Origin of the sequence: Nonomuraea sp. NPDC005730, assembly GCF_040630865.1 — a bacterium.
Lineage (GTDB): Bacteria > Actinomycetota > Actinomycetes > Streptosporangiales > Streptosporangiaceae > Nonomuraea.
This window is the reverse complement of record NZ_JBEXYK010000033.1, coordinates 37,668-53,378: the sequence shown is the minus strand read 5'-3', so window position 1 is coordinate 53,378 and position 15,711 is coordinate 37,668. Positions and strand designations below refer to the sequence as shown.

The following is a 15,711-nucleotide window of genomic DNA, read 5'->3' as shown; positions in this document are numbered from 1 at the left end:
CGTCACACGACCTTGTAGCCGGTGACGTCGGGCTCCTGCGGCGCCAGGGGCACCGGCACGTCGCGGGACAGGCGGCGCATCACGTACACGGTGGCCACGGTCAGGGCCACGTAGACGGCCGTGACCAGCGCGAACCCGTACACCAGGCCGGGCGCGGGGTTGACCGCCTCCGACGTGCGCATCACCCGGAACACGATCCACGGCTGGCGTCCGACCTCCGTGACCACCCAGCCGCTCTCCAGCGCCAGCACGGCGGCCACGCCCGACAACGCGGCGGCGCGCAGGAACCACGGGGACTCCGGCAGGTCACGCCGTCGTTTCCAGGACAGCGCGAGGCAGGTCGCGAGCAGCAGCAGGGCAAAGCCCAGCAGCACCATGATCTGGAACGCCCAGTGCACCATGTTGACCGGCGGCCGGTCGGCGAGCGGCACCTGCTCCAGGCCGGTGATCTCCGCGTCGGGGTTCCAGTGGGCCAGCAGGGACAGGCCGTAGGGGATCTCCAGGGCGTACTTCAGCTCGCCGTCCACCGCGATCCCGCCCAGGTGCAGCGGCACGCCGCGGCCCGTACGGAACACGCCCTCCATGGCGGCCAGCTTGACCGGCTGGTACTCGGCCACGAAGTGCGCGGCCCAGTCGCCGACGCCGATCTGCACGGGCGTGACGGCCGCCGCGACCGTGAGCGGCAGCAGCAGGCCGAGCCGGTGGTAGCGGTCGCGCCGGCCGCGCAGCATGGCGACCGCGTACACGCCGGCCATCAGGAAACCGGCCACCATGAACGCCGCCAGGATCATGTGCACCGTCTGGGGCGGCGTGGCCCGGTTGAACATCGCCGCCCATGGATCGACGGCCACGATCCGGCCGCCCGCGACCTCGTACCCGGTGGGCTGCTGCATCCAGGCGTTGGCGGCGACCACGAAGAACGCGCTGGCCACCCCCGCCAGCACGATCGGGATCCCGGTCAGCAGGTGCGCGACGGGCCGCAGCCGGTCCCAGGCGTAGAGGTAGATGCCGAGGAAGATGGCCTCGACGAAGAACGCGATGCCCTCCAGCGAGAACGGCAGGCCGATGACCTCGCCGTACACGCCCATCATGCCCGGCCACAGCAGGCCCATCTCGAACGACAGGATCGTCCCCGAGACCGCGCCGACCGCGAACAGCACCCCGAGCGCCCTGGCCCAGCGTCGCGCCAGCAACCGGTAGTTGTTGTCCCCGGTGCGATGCCCCCGCCACTCGGCCAGCAGGGTGATGGCCGGCATGCCGACGCCGAGACAGGCGATGACGATGTGCCAGCCGAGCGACAACGCCATCTGCATGCGCGCCGCGTCCAGATCCACCACCGCCCCCGCGGTCACCCCCATCGACGCCCCTCTCCCTGCCCATCAGCCCGTGAACTTCGTGGGGGGATCTGGCATGACTCGTCCGCGAAACGGCGGCGTCCCGCCCGTACCCGCTGGCCGGTCGATGACACTACGTAACTGGTGCTTACCGTCCGCAATGGGCACGTGAGTATGAAGTAGAACCGCAACCAACCAACGTGCCCCAGGACGGCCCCCGCCCTCAAGCACACCAACACCGCGGGCCCTGAGCCCCGCAGCCCGGAAACCCAGGGTCCTAGAAGCAGCCACCGCTCACCAGCAGGGCCCCATGCGCCATAAGCCACCAAGCCCCACATGAACCCCGCTGCAGGGGCCTTGGACCCCCACCGAGCTCCCCCGACTTGCCACGTTGCATCGGCCCCTTGTCGCCGGTCTTCAACCACCGCCCCTCGGTGCCCCGACCTCCTGCCGCCGCTCCTCAACCGCCCCTCCCAACCCGGCCCCCGCCTCCAGCCCCGGCCCTCCGGTCCCGACACCCAAAACACCCCGCACCCGGCACCCCCGCATCCCAACACCCCCCATCCCGGCACCCCCGCACCCTGGCATCCCGACATCCCGACACCTCGGGCCCCGGCACCCAGTGACGCCCTGACCCCGGCGACGGCGGGCCGCACCTGGCCTCCCAGCCATCCCGGCACCTATTGACCCCCTTGGGGTCCATGGCGGCCCGACGGCCGACATGACGCTGCTCCGGAAGCGCCGGCGCCCCGATGCCGGAGGCGCGGCCTGCACCTTCGCACCCCTCGGCTGCCTCGCGCCCCGCCATACCGCCGCCACGCCACACCAAGAAGTCCGCCAGGAGGCCCAGCAGGAGGCCCCAGGAGCCCTCAGAACACCCATGGGGCGCCCCTGGCCCCAAACCGCGACTCCAGGGCCCGACTGAGGCCCTGAGAGCCTGGAGGGCAGTGCTGGATCGGTGCGACGCCGGCCAACGAAGCTTCTGCAAGGCCCTCGACGCCCAAGCGCGACATGCTCTCACCAGCGGCCACCGTGATAACGGGCTCCCACGTCCAGCACAGGCACACCGGAAGGGCGCACGCCACGGATGACGGCCCGGCCCGACACACGACGCCCCGGTCGATGCACTCGGCTCCGGCCATGAACTGGGCCACGAGCGGCCCACACCCGCTGGGTTCCAGGCGCACGGGTTCAACTGTGAGTTGGCTTCTGAGACCGAGTGCCTGCCGCCATCGCCGATGGTCAGCGGACGGCACCTGGAAGCCGCCGGTGCTCCTCGCGGGACGCCACGGGAGCCGAAGAGAAGATCAACACCTGGGCAACACCGCCATGACGAAGGACTCGGCCGTTCGCGAGGTGGTCCGACCAGCAAGATTCACGCAGCCGGGGGACGAGGTCGAGCGCACGATCAACGGGCTCAACCACTTCCGCGCCGTGGGCACGCGCCACGACAAGCGCGCCTACGGCTTCCATGGAACCGTCACCGCGGCCTCGATCCGCCTGTGACTCAGGCCCTGATCAGCCAGACAAAGCGGTGGTCATTCGTCCGGCTTCCCTGACACGATCCGGGTGTGACCACGTTGTTCCTGATGGTCGGCCTACCAGGGGCCGGAAAGACCACGAGAGCCCGGCAACTCGCCGAGGAGCACGGCGCACTGCGCCTGACGCCCGACGACTGGATGCTTCCGTTGTTCGGCGAGGCGGAGCCGGACGGGAAGCGCGACGTGCTGGAGGGGCGCATGCTCTGGCTTGCCTTGGAGGCGGTCAAGCTGGGCACCGACGTCGTGGTGGACTACGGCTGCTGGTCCCGGGACGAACGGTCCGCGATCCGCTGGCTGGCGGAGGCCGAGGACGCGCGCTTCAGCATGATCTACCTGCCTGTGGACGATGAGACCCAGCGCACCCGCATCGCCCATCGTCGGGCGACCGCCGCCGGAGAGACGTTCCTGATGACCGAGGCCGACATCCTGCACGGGCGGGCGCACTTCGAGGAGCCCGACGCAGCGGAACTGGGAGGCCGCGCGGTCTCCGACCCGCCCCCCGGGTGGGTGGGCTGGCGGGAGTGGGCTGCCGACCGGTGGCCGTCGTTCCGGTGACTGCTGGCCGTGTGACTCGGCGCTGGGGGCAGGGCCCTCGGTCAGCCACGGGCACACCCTGGAACCTCGACAACGCAGCCATTGCGGAATGCCGGGTGTCGTCCAGTCGGTGCGGTTGAAGCATGGTGTCACCGAGAGCGTGGGCGCGAGTCCGCGAGGTCCTTGGGACCCGGGGACCTTGCTTGAGCCGTTGTCGTAGGAACCCGGGGCCAGGTGTACGGCCCCGGGTTGACCCTTCCGGGCTCAGGCGTCGATGTGGTCGCGGTCGACCTCGGCCGCGCTGCTGACGATGAACTCCCGTCGCGGCGCCACGTCGCTCCCCATCAGCAGGCTGAAGATGGCCTCGGCCCCCTCGGCGTCCTCGATGCGCACCCGGCGCAGCACCCGGTGCCGCGGGTCCATCGTGGTCTCGGCGAGCTGGTCGGCGTCCATCTCCCCCAGGCCCTTGTACCGCTGCACCGGGTCCTTCCAGCGCTTGCCCCGCCGCTCCAGGTCGCGCAGCACCTTCTGCAGCTCGCCGTCGGAGTAGCAGTAGATGTACTTCTCCTTGCCGCGCCCGGGGTTGGTGAGCTCGATGCGGTGCAGCGGCGGCACGGCCGCGAACACCCGGCCGGCCTCCACCATCGGCCGCATGTAGCGGTGGAACAGGGTGAGCAGCAGGCAGCGGATGTGCGCGCCGTCGACGTCGGCGTCGGCCATGAGGATGACCTTGCCGTAGCGGGCCGCCTCGATGTCGAACGAACGCCCCGACCCGGCCCCCACCACCTGGATGATCGCGGCGCACTCGGCGTTCTTGAGCATGTCGCTCACGGACGCCTTCTGCACGTTGAGGATCTTGCCGCGGATCGGCAGCAGCGCCTGGAACTCCGAGTCGCGGGCCAGCTTGGCCGTGCCGAGCGCGGAGTCGCCCTCGACGATGAACAGCTCGCTGCGGTCGACGGCGTCGCTGCGGCAGTCGACCAGCTTGGCGGGCAGCGCGGAGTTCTCCAGGGCGCTCTTGCGCCGCTGGTTGTCACGGTGCTCGCGGGCCGCGATACGGGCCTTGGCGGCGGCGACGATCTTCTCCAGCACGGCCCGCAGCGGCTGCTTGAACCCGCGCGGCGGGTTGGCGAACAGCTCCTTGAGCTCGCGCGAGACCACGTGGGAGACGATGCGGGTGGCCGCGGAGGTGCCGAGCACCTCCTTGGTCTGCCCCTCGAACTGCGGCTCGGGCACCCGGACGGTGACCACGCCGGTCAGCCCCTCGGAGATGTCCTCCTTGTTGACCGGGTCGTCGCCGCTCTTGAGCAGCCGGGTCTCGCGCAGCAGCTCGTTGATCGTGCGGACCAGGCCACGCTCGAAACCGGTGATGTGGGTGCCGCCCTTGGGGGTGGCGATCACGTTGACGAACGAGCGCACGGTCGACTCGTAGCCCTTGCCCCAGCGGACCGCCACGTCGACGGTGAGCTCGCGCTGCACCTCGGTGGGCGTCATGTGGCCCTGGTCGTCGAGGACCGGCACGGTCTCGTGGAAGTGGCCCACGCCCTGCAGCCGCAGCACCTCGCAGACGGGCTCGTCGCGGGCCAGGAACTCGGTGAACTCGGAGATGCCGCCGTCGAAGCGGAACTCCTCGCCGGTGCGCTCCTCGCCCCTGCTGTCGAAGACCGCCAGGGTCAGGCCGGGCACCAGGAACGCGGTCTGCCGCAGGCGCACGTGGATCTCGTCGAGCGAGACCTCGGCGTCGGGCAGGAAGATCTGCTTGTCGGCCCAGAAGCGCACGCGGGTGCCCGTGACGTTCTTGGGCAGGGTGCCGCCGATCCGCAGCCCGGACTTCTTCTTGAACTTGGCCGTGGGCCCGTCGCCGTCGAAGACGCCGGGCACGCCGCGCCTGAAACTGATCTCGTGGACCCGCCCGTCGAGGTCGACCTCGACGTCGAGCCGGGAGGACAGGGCGTTGACCACGGAGGCGCCCACGCCGTGGAGGCCGCCGGAGGCGCCGTAGGAGCCGCTGCCGAACTTTCCGCCGGCATGAAGCTTGGTGTAGACGAGCTCGACACCGGCCAGGCCGGTCTTGGGATGGATGTCAACGGGGATGCCGCGGCCGTTGTCCCGCACCTCGATGGAGCCATCGGCGTAGAGCTCGACCTCGATGCGGTCGCAGTGGCCCGCCAGGGCCTCGTCGACGCCGTTGTCCACGATCTCCCAGAGGCAGTGCATGAGCCCGCGGCTGTCGGTGGACCCGATGTACATGCCCGGCCGCTTGCGTACGGCCTCGAGGCCCTCAAGCACCGACAGGTGACGAGCTGTGTAACCCGCCTCCACTACCGTCACTCTTGCTCCCCTGGTCTAAGCATCGAACACGTGTGCGTAGCCTACCGTTCTTCCCTCAGGCGCGCGTACAAGCTTGCCATGGCGACACGTTTGCCGTTACCAACCGGCTGATCACCATTACTTTCGGACACATTCTGCTCTGGGCGTAGCGAGGCGGAGGTTGGGAACGTCCACGTCCGGTTAGATGTTGTCTCAAGTGACTGACGCCAGATCCTCGCTTCGGCGGGGGTGACCCGAAAGGCGATACGTGACTGGAGCTCTCGCCCCCGTTAAGCCGCTGACGGCCCTCGACCGCTGCGACCGCTGCGGCGCCCAGGCCTACATTCGCGCGACCCTGCCTGTTGGTGGGGAGCTGCTGTTCTGCGCCCACCATGGGCGTCAGCACGTCGCAGCGCTGCGCGAAAAGGGCGCCGACATCCTGGACGAGTCGGCTCGCCTCAGCGAAACCCCGTCAATGAACCCCAACGACGACCGCTGACGCGTTCGTTGTGATCACATAACCACATATTGCACGTCCAGTTCGGCGATCCCGGCGCACCACGCCGGGGTCGCCGTTCTGCGTTCAGCCCCGCGCAGGCGGTGGCCCCAGCCGCCCGCAGGCGGGCGCCGTAGTCCCAACCCACCACACGCGGCGGTTCAGGCAGGACGCAAGCGGCAGCTGGGGCGCACGCGAGCGGTGGGCCAAGGCGCACGGAGGCGGGGGTTCAGGCCGCGCCCGCCGTACGCCAGGCTCACCACACGGGGGTCTGGGCCACATGCACGCCGTAGTCCCGACCCTCCGCACGCGGTGGTTCGGGTCGCATGCGTGCCCTTGGTTCAGGCCCTTCGTACGGTGTGTGTCAGGTGGTTCGCACGCGGTAGTGGTATCGGCCGACGGTCTGGAAACCCTCGCCGCGGTACAAAGCCTGAGCCCCGTGGTTGGGCTCGGTGGTGACCAGGTACGCGTTCTTCGCCCCGGCGTGCCTGGTCAGGGCGCGCAGCACCGTACGGGCCAGACCGCGCCGCCGGGCCAGCGGCAACGTCGCCATGCAGAAGATCCCCGCCGTGTCGCCCTGCGGCACGACCCGGCCGACCGCGACCGGCACGCCGTCCTCCTCGACGGCCCCGTACCAGGCGGGCACGCCGGTGCAGATGCGGGCGGCCTCCGCCAGGCCGGCGCCGTACCGGCCGTCCACGGACCACCAGGTCTCCAGCCATTCCGGCCACGGATGGTCCTCGATCCGGACCCGGCCACGCGGCTCGGCCGACGGCGATCCGGCCATGATGACCGTCGGATCGACCAGCTCGTACCCGCGGCGGGCCAGCTCGGCGTCCAGGCCGGCCCAGGTGCCGGGGCCGACGGAGAAGGCGCAGCTCTGTCCCCGCTCGCCGTAGAACGCCTCGGCGGCGCCGATCGCGGCGTCCAGGTCGGCGGGGGCGCTCAGGGCGAGCACCGAGTTCGCCCGTTTGGTCACGCCGCCGGCGGAACGCAGCACCCAGCCGTCGCGGACACGCTGTTCGTAGGCCGGCCACGCCTGGTGCACCAGCAGGTCGACGTTCATCCGCGCAGCCTAGCCGACCAGCGCGAACACCCTCTGACCGGCCCGTTAGGGTGTGGGGTTGTGCTGATTCTGCTGCCGCCGTCCGAAGGAAAGGCCACCGAGGGAAGCGGGCCGCCGCTCGGGGAGCTGTCCTTCCCCAAGCTCGACCGTGCCCGCAAGCGGGTCGTGACCGCGCTCATCCGGGCCTCCAGGCGCCGCGACGCCGCGCAGGTGCTCGGGCTGACGCCCGGTCTGGCGGGCGAGGCGGCCAAGAACACGGTGTTGCGGACCGCGCCCACCCTTCCGGCCGCCGACCTCTACACCGGCGTCCTGTACGACAACCTCGGCCTGAACACCCTGGACGACGCCGCCAGGGCAAGGGCGGAGGAGTCCGTGCTGATCTTCTCCGGCCTGTGGGGCGTGTTGCGCGTCGCCGACCGGGTGCCCCCGTACCGCCTGTCGATGGGCGTCAGCCTGCCGCCGCTGGGCGGCCTGGCCGCCTACTGGCGCACGCACCTGTCCAAGGAGCTGGACCGGATGCCGGGGCTGGTGGTGGACCTGCGCTCGGCCACGTACGCGGGGGCGTGGCAGCCCGGCGACCGGTCGGTGTCGGTACGCGTCTTCCGCGACGGCAAGGTCGTCAGCCACATGGCCAAGGCCACCCGGGGCGAGATCGCCCGCGTCCTGCTCCAGCAGGAGGAGGCCCCCGGCACGCCCGGCGAGCTGGCCAAGACCCTCGGCAACCTGGGCTGGACGGTCGACCTCGCCGAGCCCGCGCGGACGAACCGCCCCTGGCTCCTCGACGTACACGTCACCGACCCGGCCTGACGACCTCCGGAAACGGCGATCGCCCCGCCCGGAGGGTTCCGGACGAGGCGATCGACGAGGTGGCTCCTAGTCCAGGTAGTCGCGCAGCACCTGGGACCGGGACGGGTGACGCAGCTTGGACATGGTCTTCGACTCGATCTGGCGGATGCGCTCACGGGTGACCCCGTAAACCTTGCCGATCTCGTCGAGCGTCTTCGGCTGCCCGTCGGTGAGGCCGAACCGCATGGACACGACGCCCGCCTCCCGCTCCGACAACGTGTCGAGAACGGAGTGCAGCTGCTCCTGCAGCAGCGTGAAGCTGACGGCGTCGGCCGGCACGATGGCCTCGGAGTCCTCGATGAGGTCACCGAACTCGCTGTCGCCCTCCTCGCCCAGCGGGGTGTGGAGGGAGATGGGCTCGCGGCCGTACTTCTGGACCTCGACGACCTTCTCGGGCGTCATGTCCAGCTCGCGGGCCAGCTCTTCCGGCGTCGGCTCGCGGCCGAGGTCCTGCAGCATCTGCCGCTGGACACGGGCCAGCTTGTTGATCACTTCGACCATGTGGACCGGGATGCGGATGGTCCGCGCCTGGTCGGCCATGGCACGCGTGATCGCCTGCCGGATCCACCACGTGGCATAGGTGGAGAACTTGTAGCCCTTGGTGTAGTCGAACTTCTCCACGGCCCTGATCAGGCCGAGGTTGCCCTCCTGGATCAGGTCGAGGAACAGCATGCCGCGCCCGGTGTAGCGCTTGGCCAGCGAGACCACGAGCCGGAGGTTGGCCTCCAGCAGGTGGTTCTTGGCCCGGCGGCCGTCTTCGGCGATCCATTCGAGCTCGGCCCGGACGTCGACCGGCAGGCTCTCGGTCTCGCCGCCGCCGAGCTGCTCCTCGGCGAACAGACCGGCCTCGATGCGCTTGGCCAGCTCGACCTCCTGCTCGGCGTTGAGCAGGGGGACCTTGCCGATCTGCTTGAGGTAGTCCTTCACCGGGTCGGCGGTGGCGCCGGCGGCGGCCACCTGGGCGACCGGGGCGTCGTCGTCGTCGTCGGACAGGATGAGGACCTCGTCCTCGCTCTTGTCCGCGGTGGCGACGGTGGCGGCGACGTCGGCGGCCTTGGGCTCGTCGTCGGAGTCGTCGTCGGAGTCACCCTCGGACTCGGCGTCGTCCTCGGCCACGATGTCGTCGACCTCGATGTCCTCGAGGTCCTCCAGCTCCACGTCGCCGTCGAGCTCGAGATCGTCGTCGTCGTCCGCGTCGGTCGCCTTGAGGCCCTCGGGTGCCTTCGGCTTGGTCTCGGCAGGCCCAGCGCTGACTTCTGGCTTGGCCTTCTTGGCGGCGGCCGGAGCCGCCTTCTTCGGAGCGGGAGCGGCCTTCTTGGCCGGAGCCGGCTTCTTGGCGGCCGGCTCGGCCTCAGCGGCGCCCACGACCGCGGTCACGGTCTCGGGCTGCTGCTCTTTGGCGGCCGCTGCCGTCTTGGTCTTGACGGGGGCAGCGGTGCGGCGCTTTGCTGGACCACGAGACTTCTTCGGCGCAGCCGAATCCGCGGCGGTCACCACCACGGTCACGCCCTCTTTGCTGAGGTTCCGCAAGAACGCGGCGGCGTGCGACATGGGGATGTCCGCCTCCTCGAAGGCCTGACGGACATCCTCAGACTCGAGGAAACCCTGCGAGCGCCCACGCTCGAGCAGTCGCTGAATGACGGGCTCGTTCAGCTCTTGTGGCTTCGAGCGAGTCGAACTTGCAGGCGACACGAACACCTCTCGAACGAACGCGTGGCGACAATGGACCCAGATGCCCGCTGGGGGCTGTTGCCTCTCTCGGAGATCGGTGAGGCCGTGCGAAGCGCGACGGACCTGACACAGCATTGTGGCACGACCCCGCACTCCATACGGCCACCTCCCGGCGGTTGTCCTCCACCCTAGGCCGACCGAGACAGTAGTGCGTACGTAAGCGGGGCACTGATACCCGAAAGCAACCGTTATGACTGTTTCATTCAGTCACTCTTCGTGGCCGGCGGGACGTGAATTGCGAGCGCGGTAACGTCATCATCCTGTTCATATCCAGACAACATCCGGTCAACCAGGAAGTCCAGCAACATGTGCGGACTGCTGACCACCTCAGGCGGCGCTTCGGTCACAACACTGCAAATCTCTGCGAGACCGGCGTCAAGCCCTCGCTTCCTGTTCTCCACGAGACCGTCTGAGTAGAGCACCGCGGTGTGTCCCGGCGGCACCACGAACCGGAATTGCCGGCGGCTGGTCGGCCAGCCCAGCGGCGTGCCGGGCTCGGCGTCGCACAGGATCGCCGTGCCCTGGGGCGAGACGAGGACGGGCGGCGGGTGGCCGGCCATGGCCAGCGTGCCCTCGCCGGTGACCGGCTCGACGACCATGTAGGCCAGCGTGGTGACCTGCTCCTCCTCTTCCGTGGCCTCGAAGACCCGGTCGAGGCCCGTGAGCACGGCGGCGGGCGGCGGATTGGTGAGCGCCAGGGCCCGCATCGCGTTGCGGATACGGCCCATGCCGGCCGCCGCCTTGACGCCCTTGCCCATGACGTCGCCGACGACCGCCGCGACACGCCCGTCCTGCAGCACGAACGCGTCGTACCAGTCGCCGCCGACCTGGACGTGGCGGCTGCCCGAACGGAAGCGCTGGGCCAGCACCAGGCCCTTGACCACGGGCAGGCGGTCGGGCAGCAGGCTGCGCTGCAGCGTCTCGGCCGTGCGGTGCTCACGCTCGAAGAGCGTGGCCCGCTCCACGGCCAGGGCGCACTGCCCGGCCAGCGCCTCCAGGAAGACGCCGTCCTCCTGGGAGATCTTCTGCGGGCGCGTGAACGAGAAGCGCAGTGCGCCGAGCGCCCGGCCGGCGGCCAGCAGCGGCAGGCCGACCCAGGCCCGCTCGTCGCCCTGGCTGATGAACCCGGCCAGCGCCTCCTCGTCGTCGCCGGCCTCCAGCAGCTGGGCCTTCAGCGACTCGGGCGACTCGGCGAAGACCGGACGGCGGCTGTTGACGGCCATCGTCATCACGTTGGAGTGGGACAGCGGGATCTCGTCGCCCGAGCCCTGGACCTCGGGGATGCCCTCGCCGTTGACCAGCTTGAGCGCGGCGCGGTCGGTGTCGAGCAGCGCCACGGCCGAGCGGTCGGCGGCCAGGGCGGTGCGGCCCACATCGATGATGACCTGGACGACCTGCTCGACCGTCAGGGCCTCGGCGAGCTGGGCCGTCGCGCCCTGGAGCCGGGCGGTGCGCAGGGCGGCGGCGCCGAGCTGGTCGGTCAGCCTGCCGCGCATCTCCTCGGCCTCGCGCTGCGGGGTGACGTCGGTGTTGGCGCCGACCCACTCCACGACCCTGCCGTGCCTGATGATCGGCACGGCGCGCACCTCGAAGTGGCGGTAGCCGCTGGCCCGGGTGCGGACCCGGTAGTTCCACTCGAACATCGTGCGGCCGCGCAGCGCCTCGCGCCAGGCCTCCTCGGTCTGCTGGCGCTCCTCGGGGTGGACGACCTCCAGCCAGCCGTTGGCGAGGTACTCCTCCAGCCCCTGGCCGGTGATGGCGCGCCACTGGGGCGCGTCCTCGACGACGGCGCCCGTGGGCGAGGTGATCCAGACGAGCTGGGACTGCGCCTCGACCAGCGAGCGGTAGCGCTCCTCGCTGCGGCGCAGCGCCTCCTCGGTCTGCCGGCTCTCGGTCACGTCGAGGCCGACCAGCGCGATGGCGCGCAGCTCGCCCGCCTCGTCGTGGACCGGCGAGAACGACAACGACCAGTGGCGGGTGTCGCCCTCTGCGGAACGCACCCGCACGCGGCCCTCGGTGACCGGCGCGTCACTCTCGATGACGGCCTGGACGGCGTGGGTGATGATCTGGCTCAGGTCGGCCGCCAGCACCTCGACCGGCAAGCGGCCCACCAGGCGCTCGGCGGGCACGCTGACGACGTCGCTGAACACGTCGTTGACCCGCTGGACGCGGCCATCGGCGTCGAAGAACGCGAAGGCGAACTCGGCCTCCGACAGCATGCCCTTGAACAGGGCGGAGTCTGAGATGTCCACATCCGACTCCCGGGGACGGGGAACGGAGGTCTCGGCGCTCATGGTCGGCACCTCCGTCGCGTGCCAGGGTCTCCCACGCGGCACATCTCCATAACTGTGTATCGGCGTAGCGCAGCTCCGGGCGACCGGATTCTGCAGTACATCATCGGCGATGGGCATGCGCCGACGGAAGCCCCCGCCGCCGCCCGGTCGCCATAAGGGTCAACGCATCCTGTCAAAGTCGCTCCACATTGCGCAGCAAGATCAGGTTACTCGCCCTTGGCCGCGCGCTTGGCCTCCTGTTTGGCGGCGCGCACCCGGCCCAGGCTGTCGGTGTCGACCACGTCGGCGACCGAACGGTATGACCCCTCCTCGCCGTAGAGTCCGGCTGCCTCACGCCAGCCTGACGGCTTGACCCCCAGCTGCTTGCCCAGCAATGCCAAAAAGATCTGGGCCTTCTGCTTGCCGTATCCCGGAAGGGCCTGCAGTCGTTTCAACAAGTCTTTCCCGTCGGCCGCGTCGCTCCAGATGAGCTCGGGCCGCCCGTCGTAGTGTTCGACGAGGTAGGCCGCGAGCTGCTGGACGCGGGCGGCCATCGACTTGGGGTAACGGTGCACGGCCGGCTTCTGCGCGAGCAGCGCGGCGAACGCCTCGGGGTCGCAGGCGGCGATCTCCTCGGCGGTCAGGTCGTGCCCGAGCCGCTCCGAGATGGTGTGCGGCCCGGTGAACGCCCATTCCATGGGAATCTGCTGGTCGAGCAGCATGCCGACGAGCAGGGCGAGCGGGCTGCGGCCGAGGAGCTCGTCTGCCTCGTCCCGCTGGGCGAGCTGGATGCGCATGGAAACAGCTTTGCACGAGAAGCGAACACAGGCGCCTCAGAGCCTTGACACAAGGCCGAGAAAAGATGAAATGGGAGCGCAAGTCACCCTGCATACGTTCCTGGGGGTTTGCTCCCGGGTCTCCAGAGGAATCTCACATCTATGCTCGCTCTGGCCACACGCTTCCTCAGGGAGCCGGTCAGTCTCAGGCTGGCCGAAGAGTTCCTGACCGTACCCGTGGACACGATCGACCGGTGCGTGGCCGACGTGTGCGCGTGCGCCGAGCATCTCGGCGTCCCGGCCACGCCCGAGGTCGTGGAGCGCATCGCGCGCGAGCACCTGCTCGCCATCGTGAACTCCGCCCCGCCGCCCCGAAGTCCCCGCTGATCGCGGCTCCACCGATAACATCGGGGTCACCAGGCCGAGTTCTCTTCACCGTTTGCGCCTGGAATACGAGAGAGTGAGGGCGTGCGCCGACACCGACGAGATCCCCGGGAGAGCAGCCCGCCCGACGACGTGTTCCAGGAGATGGTGCAGGCGGCCCGCGAGCTGCTCGCGGTGCGCAGCCCTCTCGACGCGGAGCTGATGGTCTCGGACATGATCGGGGCCTGGTGGGGCAGGCGGGTCAGAGGCGGTGACGTGGAGCAGGTCCTCGGGGAGGGCCTGGTCGACTACGCGGCCAAGGCCGGCACCCCGGCCTCACTGACGCTGCTGGTGTGCCTGGCCTACCTGGGCACCGCCCGTCAGGGCGCCAAGGCCGAGGGCGCGGCGCTGGCGATGATGGAGTCGGGCGTGGCCAGGCCCGGGTGGGCCGACAAGGTCGGCGCGGTCAAGCCCACCGGCTGCTACGTCTCCCGCGACGCCTACGGCGACGAGGACACGGTGATCTGCACGTTCGCCTACCGCTGGAACGAGGCATCGGTGCCGAGCGACCGGCACGCGCTGGTCGTGGTCGTCGACCACAACATGAGCGGCATGGCCCGCGACGCGTGGGTGTCCTCGCACGTCGACAAGCTGCTGGAGCAGGCCAGGGCCGAGGCGGCGGGCAACCCGATGCTGCTGTTCGAGGAGATCCAGCCCGAGCAGGCCAGGGCGCTCCTGGACTCGGCCATGAAGGCCACCCGAGAGCCCAAGACGCCACCCCCGGTGAGCGAGAGCTACAGCGCCTACCACGCCTTCGCCCGCGCCCGGCTCAAGGCGCTGCCGCCGGGCCGCAAACGTCCGGCGCCGCTGCACATCGAGGCGCCCTACAGCCGCGAGCGGCGGGCCATGCTGGCCGCCGAGTTCCTGGCCTCCGACGCCGCCGAGCACCTGTCGGACCCGTCGGCGGCCTCGCGCTGCGCCGACCACATCATCGACTACGGCTGCGAGCGCGACTTCAACCGGCCGCTGCGGGTCAGCCCGACCAAGTGCGAGACGTTCCTGCTCGACTGGCTGCCGCGCAAGGTGATGCTGAGCGTGGCCGAGCAGGAGGCGATGCCGCACGTGCTGTCGGCGTGGGTGCGCTTCGCCGCGCGCCGCACCGGCCTGCCCGAGCAGGGGCTCAAGGCCACGCTCGACGCGGTGTGGGAGGCCACGGGCAAGTTCCCCGAGGCCTACCGCGACCCGACGTCGTTCGGGCTCGACCGGCCGCTGCTGGAGCGGCTGCTGCCCGACGGCGACCTGTCGGCGCTGGCCAGGCGGGTGTTCGCGTTCCCCTATCTGCAGGGCGTGCACAACGGGATCGACCTCGACCGGCTCAACCCGGCCGACGAGGCCGACCGGCGCACGTTACTGGAGATCGACCACGGCGGCGTGATCGACCAGGAGCACCTGGCCTGGCACGAGGAGATCGCGACCCGGCTGTGGGACGGCGACCCGCCCCAGCTGTGGGAGGCCGCCCAGCGCCTGCTCGACCTCGGCCACGACCGCCACGACGTGCTCCACGTGCTGATCGAGATCGCCGAGCGCATCGGCGGCGACCCAGACGAGCTGGCCGCGGCGCTCGACGACATCGCCGACATCCCCGACGAGATCTAGAGTCCGTCCCATGTCGATGTACCGCCGGCTGGCCATGGGCCGCTACCTCGCCTCCGAGCACACCCAGGGGCCGTGGGACCCGGGCTCCCAGCACATGGGTCCGGTGACCGCCCTGATCGTGCACGAGCTCGACCGCACCGCGCCCCTGCCCGGCCTGGCGCTGTCCAGGCTGGCGGTCGACGTGTTCGCCCCGGTCCCCGTGGCCGAGCTGGAGGTCGTCACCGACGTCGTCCGCGACGGCAAGCGGGTGCAGTGCCTGTCGGCGGCCGTGCTGTCCGGCGGCCGCGAGTACGCCAGGGCCACCGCATGGCGCATCCGTGAGGCCGACACGCCCGCCACGCCGGCCGCCGGGCCGCCCGCGCCCGTGCCGCCGCCCTCGCCCGAGCACGCGGCGTCCTACCTGGTGTCGGGTTTCGGCTACGGCAGGGCGTTCGACTGGCGGTTCGCCCGCGGCGGCCCGATGCTGACCGGCCCGGCCACGGTGTGGGGCAGGCTGACCGTGCCGCTGGTGGAGGGCGAGGAGATCACCCCGTTCGAACGGCTGGCCGCGTTCGCCGACAGCGGCAACGGCGTGAGCCCGGCCGTCGACTTCGCCACCCACCTGTTCGTCAACGTCGACCTGACGATCTCGCTGTTCCGCACGCCGGTGGGCGAATGGACCTGCATGGACGCGGCCACCGCGATCGGCCCCGCCGGCCGCGGCCTGACCCGGACCACCCTGTACGACGAGCGCGGCGAAGTCGGCTCGGCGACTCAGACGTTGTACGTCGCGCCGAGGTAGCGCT

General features: G+C 70.4%; 12 protein-coding genes and 1 pseudogene. 7 read left to right on the top strand and 6 right to left on the bottom strand.

The genetic code is table 11. From position 1 onward, the window contains the following. Nucleotides 1–2: 2 nt before the first annotated feature. Nucleotides 3–1,358: a cytochrome ubiquinol oxidase subunit I gene (locus tag ABZ444_RS30605; protein ID WP_358004178.1), complete on the bottom strand. Its 1,356-nt coding sequence runs from the start codon at nt 1,356–1,358 to the stop codon at nt 3–5. A gap of 1,238 nt (nt 1,359–2,596) precedes the next feature. Here ABZ444_RS30605 and ABZ444_RS30600 point away from each other — a divergent pair. Both ABZ444_RS30600 and ABZ444_RS30595 read left to right on the top strand, forming a co-directional pair. Next, nucleotides 2,597–2,840: pseudogene (locus ABZ444_RS30600) on the top strand (hypothetical protein); the annotation flags it as partial. A 65-nt stretch (nt 2,841–2,905) separates the two neighbouring features. Then, nucleotides 2,906–3,430: an ATP-binding protein gene (locus ABZ444_RS30595; protein WP_358004175.1), complete on the top strand. Its 525-nt coding sequence runs from the start codon at nt 2,906–2,908 to the stop codon at nt 3,428–3,430. Between the two features lie 243 nt (nt 3,431–3,673). Here ABZ444_RS30595 and ABZ444_RS30590 read toward each other — a convergent pair whose 3' ends face one another. Continuing rightward, the gene (locus tag ABZ444_RS30590; protein ID WP_358004171.1) at nt 3,674–5,740 is read right to left on the bottom strand and encodes a DNA topoisomerase IV subunit B; all 2,067 of its coding nucleotides are present in this window, start codon (nt 5,738–5,740) and stop codon (nt 3,674–3,676) included. Between the two features lie 247 nt (nt 5,741–5,987). Between ABZ444_RS30590 and ABZ444_RS30585 the strand changes: the two genes are divergently transcribed. Continuing rightward, on the top strand, nt 5,988–6,218 hold the full coding sequence (locus ABZ444_RS30585) for a hypothetical protein (RefSeq protein WP_125639804.1): 231 nt from the start codon (nt 5,988–5,990) through the stop codon (nt 6,216–6,218). Between the two features lie 361 nt (nt 6,219–6,579). On the opposite strand, the gene ABZ444_RS30580 is transcribed toward ABZ444_RS30585, so the two are convergent. Then, nucleotides 6,580–7,281, bottom strand: coding sequence for a GNAT family N-acetyltransferase (locus ABZ444_RS30580; protein ID WP_358004168.1), 702 nt, complete (start codon nt 7,279–7,281; stop codon nt 6,580–6,582). A 60-nt stretch (nt 7,282–7,341) separates the two neighbouring features. Here ABZ444_RS30580 and ABZ444_RS30575 point away from each other — a divergent pair, with 60 nt between their 5' ends. Beyond that, nucleotides 7,342–8,088, top strand: coding sequence for a peroxide stress protein YaaA (locus ABZ444_RS30575; protein WP_358004165.1), 747 nt, complete (start codon nt 7,342–7,344; stop codon nt 8,086–8,088). A 66-nt stretch (nt 8,089–8,154) separates the two neighbouring features. Here ABZ444_RS30575 and ABZ444_RS30570 read toward each other — a convergent pair whose 3' ends face one another. The 3 genes from ABZ444_RS30570 to ABZ444_RS30560 all read right to left on the bottom strand — a co-directional run bounded on the left by ABZ444_RS30570 (nt 8,155) and on the right by ABZ444_RS30560 (nt 12,928). Continuing rightward, on the bottom strand, nt 8,155–9,819 hold the full coding sequence (locus ABZ444_RS30570; RefSeq protein WP_358004162.1) for an RNA polymerase sigma factor: 1,665 nt from the start codon (nt 9,817–9,819) through the stop codon (nt 8,155–8,157). Nucleotides 9,820–10,061: 242 nt separating this feature from the next. Further along, entirely contained in the window at nt 10,062–12,152 is a 2,091-nt protein-coding gene (locus ABZ444_RS30565; RefSeq protein WP_358004159.1) for a SpoIIE family protein phosphatase, read from the bottom strand. Between the two features lie 206 nt (nt 12,153–12,358). Beyond that, nucleotides 12,359–12,928, bottom strand: coding sequence for an HhH-GPD-type base excision DNA repair protein (locus ABZ444_RS30560; protein WP_358004157.1), 570 nt, complete (start codon nt 12,926–12,928; stop codon nt 12,359–12,361). Nucleotides 12,929–13,069: 141 nt separating this feature from the next. Here ABZ444_RS30560 and ABZ444_RS30555 point away from each other — a divergent pair, with 141 nt between their 5' ends. The 3 genes from ABZ444_RS30555 to ABZ444_RS30545 all read left to right on the top strand — a co-directional run bounded on the left by ABZ444_RS30555 (nt 13,070) and on the right by ABZ444_RS30545 (nt 15,707). Next, on the top strand, nt 13,070–13,294 hold the full coding sequence (locus tag ABZ444_RS30555) for a hypothetical protein (protein ID WP_352357735.1): 225 nt from the start codon (nt 13,070–13,072) through the stop codon (nt 13,292–13,294). A 141-nt stretch (nt 13,295–13,435) separates the two neighbouring features. Continuing rightward, nucleotides 13,436–14,926 (top strand): hypothetical protein, encoded by a 1,491-nt coding sequence (locus ABZ444_RS30550; RefSeq protein ID WP_358004296.1) that lies wholly within the window; start codon nt 13,436–13,438, stop codon nt 14,924–14,926. 10 nt (nt 14,927–14,936) lie between these two features. Then, nucleotides 14,937–15,707, top strand: a complete 771-nt coding sequence (locus ABZ444_RS30545) for a thioesterase family protein (protein WP_358004154.1) — start codon at nt 14,937–14,939, stop codon at nt 15,705–15,707. The last annotated feature ends 4 nt before the right edge of the window (nt 15,708–15,711 follow it).

Coding starts and splice junctions, on each gene's coding strand:
- ABZ444_RS30605 (WP_358004178.1), bottom strand. CDS start 1,358: ATGGGGGTGACCGCGGGGGCGGTGGTGGATCTGGACGCGGCGCGCATG.
- ABZ444_RS30580 (WP_358004168.1), bottom strand. CDS start 7,281: ATGAACGTCGACCTGCTGGTGCACCAGGCGTGGCCGGCCTACGAACAG.
- ABZ444_RS30565 (WP_358004159.1), bottom strand. CDS start 12,152: ATGAGCGCCGAGACCTCCGTTCCCCGTCCCCGGGAGTCGGATGTGGAC.
- ABZ444_RS30560 (WP_358004157.1), bottom strand. CDS start 12,928: ATGCGCATCCAGCTCGCCCAGCGGGACGAGGCAGACGAGCTCCTCGGC.
- ABZ444_RS30555 (WP_352357735.1), top strand. CDS start 13,070: ATGCTCGCTCTGGCCACACGCTTCCTCAGGGAGCCGGTCAGTCTCAGG.
- ABZ444_RS30550 (WP_358004296.1), top strand. CDS start 13,436: ATGGTGCAGGCGGCCCGCGAGCTGCTCGCGGTGCGCAGCCCTCTCGAC.
- ABZ444_RS30545 (WP_358004154.1), top strand. CDS start 14,937: ATGTCGATGTACCGCCGGCTGGCCATGGGCCGCTACCTCGCCTCCGAG.